Source organism: uncultured Marinobacter sp., from assembly GCF_963974375.1.
Lineage (GTDB): Bacteria > Pseudomonadota > Gammaproteobacteria > Pseudomonadales > Oleiphilaceae > Marinobacter.
This window is the reverse complement of sequence record NZ_CAXBDN010000308.1, coordinates 1-4,628: the sequence shown is the minus strand read 5'-3', so window position 1 is coordinate 4,628 and position 4,628 is coordinate 1. Positions and strand designations below refer to the sequence as shown.

The window sequence follows — 4,628 nt, the reverse complement described above, 5'->3', positions numbered from 1 at the left end:
CGGGTGTGACCACATCAGGGTTGCCACCCGGGTCATATCACAGGCAAAGGACTGGGTGATCAGGTCCATTTGCAGGCGGCCGATGGTCTCGTAGTGCTCATCCAGATGAATCTTCGGCGGGTAACCGTGCCAGCCTTCCGGCAGGGTGAAACCTGCAGAGTTGAACCCGGAGGTATTACACATACCGGCCTCGGCGCCGTTGTTGAGAATGCGGCTTTCCACTTCCCGGATACTCTGGGTATGGTGTTCCAGTTTCTCGCGCTCGGTCTGGCCCAGACGGCTGTTCAGGGTCCGCAGTTCCGCCAGCATCTGGTCGAGAATACTGCGCTTGCGGCGATTACTGACCGGCTCGTTACCCGGATCACGACCACCGAACACGTTGTCAAAGGCGTTGATAGGGTTGTCGTTAGGGGTAATGGGTACGTTGCCGGTGGCGAAGTTGAACACGTTACCCTCGCCGTTCTGGAAGGTGGCGTGGACGCCCAGGTTCAGGGCCCGGAACGGTGAGTTCTGGCTAATCCGCTGGGACAGGAAGTAGTCCAGGGATTCGGTGTTGTTGCCGGTCAGCACCTTGGCAACCCCGCCTTCATGGGTGTGGCCGCCTTCGTACATGTTCAGGCCACTGGTGAATACGCAGTGCTGCTTCACGCGCTCCAGCGGGCTGGTCATGTCGTTCAGCTCGAAGTTGAACTCAGTGCCCCGGGGGTGGAAGCGCTCCGGAATACAGCCGTCCGGAATAAACACAAACAGTGCGCGTTTGGCAGCGGAAGACTGTTGTGCCATGGCCACCCGTGCCCAGGGCATGGTTGCCAGGGGCACCGCTAGTGCGGAGCCACCCAGTGTTTTCAGAAACTGACGTCTATTGGATCTCATCACTAACTCCTCGTTAATCCCTGCGCAGCGTGAATGTCTGCAGCTGAGAAAGGCCAACGATCAGCTCTTGCAGGTTGTAGTCGCTGCTCGCAAATAGTTGGGTCAGGTTGTCCAGAGTATTGGTATCGCTCGCGCTCTCGATGTAACCGCGGCTGAAGCGATAGAACTGTTTCGCCATACAGCTCTTTACACTGTCGGTCTGGGCAATGACCTGCTGCATTTCGCGAACCCCGTCGTAAGCGACACTGGAGCTGTCGAGCAGGCTTTCGAGGCCGTAAATCACGCCGTAGGTGTTCACCGGCTTGTTGTTGTCGGTGGTACGGAAACCGCCGGCACCATCAAAGGCTTCAAAACCGAACCCGGGACCATTGATGTACAGGTGACAGGTCTGACAGTCGTCGCTGCTGGTTCTGGATTCAAAACGTTCACGGGTGGTGAAGTTGGGATCCGGCTCTGGCGCGCTGGTGTCGAGATCTTCCGGGGGTGGTGGCAGCTCCTGGCACATCATCCGGCGACGGACGAAGTTACCCCGGGGAATGGGTGCCGACTCGTTGGCATGGCCGTGGGAGGCCATGACCGCGCCCATGGCGAGCAGGCCGCCGCGAGTGCCGGTTGTGTCCTGCACCAGGCGCAGGTTGTTGCCACTGACGCCGTTCAGTCCGTAGTAGTTGGCCAGGGGCTGGTTGACGAACACATAGTCTGCGGTCAGCAGTTCTTCGAACTGTCCGGTGGAATCGAACACCACGTGGTTGAAGAAGGCCCGCAGTTCCCGGTGCATGGCTTCCCGTACTTCGGTATTGAAGCGAGGGAACAGATTGGGATCCTTGCTGCCCATGGAGGCGGGGTCGGATTCCATCCATTGCTCGGCAAAATGACCCAGGTGGGTACGGGCCTTGTCGCTTTGCAGCAGGCGCCTTGCCTGAGCCTCCAGTTGCGCCGGTGTCTGCAGCTGGTTGGCCGCAGCGGCTGCCAGCAGGGTGTCGTCAGGAATGGTGCCCTGATAGATGAACGACAGCTGGCTGGCTACTTCGTATGGCGTCAGCTGGTAGTTGCCGTCATTGGTCTGGGTACCCAGTTCGCTGATGTAAAGGAAGTGCGGGGAAACCAGCATGGCTTCTATGACCGCCTCCATACCGCCGCTGAAATTGCCCTCGCCGTTGAAGATACCCAGGTAGGCCTGGCGCTCGTCGTTACTCAGCGGACGCCGGAAGGCTTTCTGGCCGAAGGTTTCAACAAATTGCTGCGCACAACCCTGGGCACTGGCCTGACAGGGCAGCAGTGCGGACTGACGCTGACTGACGGCATCTTTTGCAACACGCTCGGCGGCTTTCATGTACTCATCCAGGTGACGGCTGGACACGAAATTTTTCGCGGCGTTGTTACTGAAGCCCAGCACCCGTGCCTCCACCGGGAAGTTGGTGGCCAGGTTCGAGGCATCAATACCTACCAGGTCACTGACAGCGTTCTGGTACTGATAGCGGGTCAGCAGGTTCAGCTGCCGTGGGCCGGCCAGTTCCTCTTCCAGGACCACCGGAGCGTCATCATCGGACCAGAAGTTGTCTGCGATGTAATCGGCAACGGCGTCGGCACAATCTGCACCGCAGCGTCCGGGGTTACCCAGTGGCATGGCGGCTGTGATGTAACTGCTGAGAGCGGAAAGCTCGGTTGACGCGGTCAGTGAAACTCCGGTCGCGCCGCCCTTGCCATCGTTACCGTGACAGGCTGCGCACTGCTGGCCATACAACTCGGCACCGTTCAGCGGATCGGCATCGCCGTTGTCGCCACCGTTGTTGCCGCCGTCATTGCCGCCACCGGTGTCGCCGTCGTTATCGCCATTGCCCGGGTTGCCACCGTTGTCTCCATTACCGGGGTCACCACCATCATCGCCGTTTCCGGGATCACCACCGTTGTTGCCGCCATCATCACCGTTGCCGGGATCTGTGGCATCAGGCGTTGCGTTGACAAGCGCGGTGCCGGAAGACATGGAAGGAACGCTGTCATTGATGGCAATAACCCGATACGCGTAGGTGCCTTCGGTGTCCAGCTGGTCCATCCAGGTGGTCTGGTTGGCTTCGGTGGCACCGACAGTTTCCCAATAACCGCTACCTTCACGACGTTTGATCACGAAGCCGGTTTCATTGTCACTGAGATCCTGCCAGCTGACAGTGACCGCATTGGTGGCCTGAACGAAGGCCGCACTGACGATGGATGGGGCTGCAGGCGCAGTGGCCACAGTGACCGGGTCCAGGTTGCCGCCATTGCCTTCAACCGGAACAAAGTTCAGGTTGAAAAACACCGGCACCGTGTGGCCGATCGCCGGCAGACCGGCCAGGCCGCGCAGTGCCTCAATGCCTGCGGTCAGCTCGAAGTCACCGGAACTGATGATCACCGGCCGCACTGTGCGTACCGAGACCCGGCCATCCGCGGACTTGTAGGCAATGACGCTGGCGGTGGTGTCGCGGCTCACGCCATTGACCGTCAAGCGGCCGTCCAGGGTGAGGGCGGTGCTCTCACCGGCCCCCAGCGCCTGGACGTCTGCCGGATTCACCATGGTGGTGAAATACAGGGTTGGCACCGCGCCGGTATTGAACAGGTAATTGCGCATGCGCTGGTCGCGAATGCCGATGCCGCTGTCGATGGTGTTCAGATCGATGGCGAGGGTTGCCTCTCCGGAACGCTGAACAAAGCCCTGCAGGGAATCAAAACGATGATTCTCGGCAATGTCGGTGTTCTTCACCGAGATGAATTTCAGGGTGGAACGGGTGTTATCCAGGGACCAGCCCATGGCAGAGGCGTCACCGTCATCCGGAATACCGGTCTCGGGCGGCTCCACGGGGGGCTGGTTAGAGGCGCCGGTAGCGCAGTCCTGGCCGTTCAGGTAGAAAGCCGTTGGCAACTGACCGGACGGATTGTCGATATTGAACCCGAAATCGAACTGACCTCCACTTGCTACGCGGCCGTTATAGCCGGCGTCGATGACACCGACACTGCGTCCGTCTTGCTCGAAATGGCCTTTCCACAGGTTGCTGACGCGCTCGTTACCCGGAAAGGACCAGGACAGGTCCCATTTCTCGATGGCGGGGCCATGGTTCTGGACGACGACGTTGTAGGTTCCACCGTTGCCCCAGTTGTTCAGTTCCTGATAGTCCACGGTACAGAGCTGGTTTGCCATGGCAATGTTGCCGGCCAGCGCTCCCGCGGTCAGGGTGAGTAATTTGAATAGCGGTTTCATTGGAGCCTCTCCTTACGGTGTCGGGCGCTGGTCTGCTTTGAAGAACAAAGCAAAGTCCACGGGTACAGCCAGGCTGATGGCGTTCAGTCCGGCCACTTGCCGCAGGGCATCAACCCCGCTCTGAAGACCAAACTGGTCTGCCGTAATCAGCACCGGCTGGGCGCTGCTCACCACAAACGTAAACTCCGCCAGACGTTCCACCTGAAGGCTGACGTTCAGCTCCCGGGGCTCGCCGTTCAGCTCAAGCATTGCCGGTACCGCCAGGGTCATGACCTGACCCGGGCTCATGGCCAGGGCCTGGCCCAGGTGATCGCCCAGCTCAAGAGCGACTGTCGCGTCCGGATTGGCGTTGGTATTGAACAGCAACTCCCGCATGCGCTGATTGCGAATGTCGATGCCGGTCTCAACGGTATCGAGTTCGATCACCAGGCTCGCGGTACCATCAGCCGAGACGGTGCCGCTGAGGCTGCCGAAGCTGTGGGCTTCAACGTTGTGCTGGTTCTTGGTGGACAGGAAGCCCAGG

Annotated in this window: 3 protein-coding genes; all 3 read right to left on the bottom strand. The window is 59.9% G+C overall.

Going from position 1 to position 4,628, the window contains the following annotated elements; translation table 11 throughout:
• On the bottom strand, nucleotides 1-873 hold an 873-nt coding region (locus AAC035_RS18860), incomplete at its 3' end, for a DUF1552 domain-containing protein (protein ID WP_339806653.1).
• 13 nt (nucleotides 874-886) lie between these two features.
• Complete coding sequence (locus AAC035_RS18855) at nucleotides 887-4,105, bottom strand: DUF1592 domain-containing protein (protein WP_339806652.1); 3,219 nt, start codon at nucleotides 4,103-4,105, stop codon at nucleotides 887-889.
• Between the two features lie 12 nt (nucleotides 4,106-4,117).
• Nucleotides 4,118-4,628: YceI family protein (locus AAC035_RS18850; RefSeq protein ID WP_339806651.1), on the bottom strand; the 511-nt coding region annotated here is incomplete at its 5' end.

Coding starts and splice junctions, on each gene's coding strand:
- AAC035_RS18855 (WP_339806652.1), bottom strand. CDS start 4,105: ATGAAACCGCTATTCAAATTACTCACCCTGACCGCGGGAGCGCTGGCC.